Annotated in this window: 3 protein-coding genes; all 3 read left to right on the plus strand. The window is 50.0% G+C overall.

Features of this window, described 5'->3' with window-relative positions:
• Positions 1–531 precede the first annotated feature (531 nt).
• Positions 532–1,389 (plus strand): hypothetical protein, encoded by an 858-nt coding sequence (locus B3P58_RS06765; RefSeq protein ID WP_225691537.1) that lies wholly within the window; start codon positions 532–534, stop codon positions 1,387–1,389.
• A 146-nt stretch (positions 1,390–1,535) separates the two neighbouring features.
• The gene (gene tsaB / locus B3P58_RS06770) at positions 1,536–2,228 is read left to right on the plus strand and encodes a tRNA (adenosine(37)-N6)-threonylcarbamoyltransferase complex dimerization subunit type 1 TsaB (RefSeq protein WP_186435917.1); all 693 of its coding nucleotides are present in this window, start codon (positions 1,536–1,538) and stop codon (positions 2,226–2,228) included.
• Positions 2,229–2,248: 20 nt separating this feature from the next.
• On the plus strand, positions 2,249–3,046 hold the full coding sequence (locus B3P58_RS06775) for an undecaprenyl-diphosphate phosphatase (RefSeq protein ID WP_145469182.1): 798 nt from the start codon (positions 2,249–2,251) through the stop codon (positions 3,044–3,046).
• The last annotated feature ends 3 nt before the right edge of the window (positions 3,047–3,049 follow it).

Raw genomic sequence — 3,049 nt, forward strand, 5'->3', positions numbered from 1 at the left:
CAGGTGTGTGCACCATTAAGGTTCATCTTTATTTGCTGAGTCAGAACATAAATGCGTGATTCCGTATTTGCTTTTGCCATTACCGGGTACCAACAGGCAAATATTGTCAGCTTTTAAACTACCGGGATTAAACTGATCCGTAAAACTACCAAGACGCTGCTTATTACATTATCGATCGATGAACTTCCTTTCAGCGGAATTTAAGACACGGCTGAATTATTCGGAAGTACCTTAAGAAGTATCTTAAGAAGTGCCTTAATAGTAATCCGGGAGATTAATAGGCAGGCTGTTAAATACGTCATTGCAAGTAACGCGAGGATGCAAAAATCATATCTATTTTCAGTAATGGCAGCGGAATATCACAGAACAATGACCAGAATAGGCAAAAACAGGTCATAAATAGCATTGTTGATTCATTATTTTTTGGTTTTCGATAATAAAAATACTATTATTGCTCCCGTTAGCTTATGCACTTATATATTTTGTGCTAGCGTTACCCTACCTGATCAGGAATATTAGAGGAATTCACCTATGGCCAGACCTAAAAAAGCTCCAGCCAAGCGCGGTCGTAAGCCTGCAGCTGCTAAAGCAGTTGCGGCTAAAACTGCAGAGGCAGTACCAGCGGTTGTCGCTTCAGCAGTAAAAGCATCTGAAAAAGCCCATGCAGCGGTTACCGCTCAACAGGCTAAAGTCGATGCTGCTGCAACTAAAGCAACCGCTGCAAAAGAAAAAGCAACCGCTAAACCAACGCCTGCTGCCAAGCGTGCAGTTGCTGCAGCTAACGCTAAAGTAAAAGCAGAAAATACCAAGCTGCAGGCTCTGAAAGCTGAAGCCCGTACTGCTACTGTTGCGGTTAAAGCTGCACAAATTGAAGCGAAAGCAGAAGAAGTGGCAGCAAAAGCCATTGCAGCTGTTGAAGCGTTTGAAGCGTCACTGGTTGCTAAAGCAGAAGCCGATCTGGCGAAAGCCGTTGCTGCATTTGAAGCCAAATGGCGTAAAGCCCGTGGCAAACAGGATGCTGCAAAAGTTAAAGCTCATGCCACTAAAGAACATGGCAAAGCCTCTGTTGCTGCTAAAAAGCTGAAAGCCAAAGCAACTGCAACCGCAAAAACAGCAACCGCTGCTGCTCCTAAAAAGCGTGGCCGTCCGGCTGCAGCAAAAGCAACAACCGCTGCTGCGCCTAAAAAGCGTGGTCGTCCGGCTAAAGCTGCGCCAGCAACTGCTGCTGCTCCTAAAAAACGCGGTCGTCCGGCTAAAGCAGCCGCTGCACCGGCTGCTGCAGGTGCCGCTCCTAAGCGCCGTGGTCGTCCGGCTAAGGCCAAACCAGCAGCTGCGGCTGCCGGTACTGCGCCTAAGCGTCGCGGTCGTCCGCCAAAAGCAGCGAGCTGATTGCTGCATTGAAAAACCCGGCAATGCCGGGTTTTTTTTCGCCTGTCATTTTTGTTCTGCAGGGACTGTCTGTCAGCGTTGGGCAGCAGGATGGAAGAATCATGCCCTGTGTTATACTGCCGCGCCTGTTCGCTGCGGAAAGTATTATGTCCTGTTTATTGATCGTTGATGCCTCATCCTCTCTGTGTTCTGTTGCCCTTAGCCGTGGTTCGGAATCCTGGTCGTTGTGTGAAGATCAACCGCGTCGTCATGCACAGCGCTTATTGCCGATGGTGGATGAGTTGTTAACCCGGGCAGGGGTGAAAAAAGCAGAGTTGGAGGGCATAGCTTACGGGCGTGGACCAGGCTCTTTTACCGGTATCCGGATTGCGGCTTCGGTATTACAGGGAATTGCTTTTGCACTGGAGCTTCCTGTTTGCGGTATTTCCTCATTGCAGAGTGTGGCATTAAAAACTTTACGCAGTTCTCAGGCTGACCATGTGATGGCGGTAATGGATGCCCATATGGGAGAGGTATTCTGGGGGCATTTCCAGCGTGAAGGTGAACTTTGCCGATTGATCGGAGCCGAACACGTCGGCAGTCCGGAGCAGTGTCTGCAGGCGCTGAAGGCGTTTGACGGTATCGTTGCAGGGGATGGCCTTACTCTGCCGGCATTTGCTTCCTGCGCTCAGGACTGGGCTGATGTGCAACCTCAGGCCGATATTATGTTGGCGCTGGCTGAGGACGCATGGCAACGCGGTGAATTTGGCAGTGTCGAACAACATCCGCCGGTTTATTTGCGTGATTCTGTTGCCTGGAAAAAACTCGATGAGCAACCGAGCCTGTTGCGCCGGGATTAATACTTTTAAGGAATCAACTTATGGATCTTATTGAGATCATTGTACTGGCGGTACTGCAGGGATTAACTGAGTTTTTACCTATTTCCAGTTCGGCACATCTTATTCTGCCTTCACAGGTTCTTGGTTGGCAGGATCAGGGACTGGCATTTGATGTAGCCGTGCATGTGGGCACACTGGCAGCAGTCATGTTTTATTTCCGCCAGGATATTCACAGGCTGATCAGTGCATGGTTTAAAAGTGGCTGGACGGCAAAGCCCAGTGCTGATGCAAAACTCGCCTGGTATGTCGGGCTGGCAACCATTCCGGCTGGTCTGGCCGGGGTATTATTGGGCGACTGGATTGAAGCTAACCTGCGTTCGGTTGAAGTGATTGCCTGGGCCACGATCGGGTTTGGTATTTTATTGGGCATTGCCGACCAGAAACGCGGGAAGGGCATCAGCCTGGCAAAAATGACGCTGGCGATGGCGTTGATTATTGGTGTCGCCCAGGCGCTGGCATTAATTCCCGGTACGTCACGTTCCGGCATTACCATGACGGCGGCGTTATTACTTGGCTTACACCGGGTTGATGCGGCGCGTTTTTCTTTTCTGTTATCGATTCCGTTAATTCTGGCAGCCGGTGGTTTAAAAGCGCATGAACTGAGCCAGTCGCTGTTGCCGGTTGACTGGACCTCACTGGCTCTTGGTGCGGTATTGTCGGCGGTCAGTGCCTGGGTCTGTATTTATTACTTCCTGGCTTTTATTAATCGGATTGGCATGCTGCCGTTTGTTCTGTACCGCCTGGCATTGGGTGGCGTGTTGCTGCTGTTTTTTGTCTGAGAA

The organism is Thalassolituus sp. UBA2009 (assembly GCF_002335285.1).
GTDB lineage: Bacteria > Pseudomonadota > Gammaproteobacteria > Pseudomonadales > Oceanobacteraceae > Venatoribacter > Venatoribacter alkanivorans.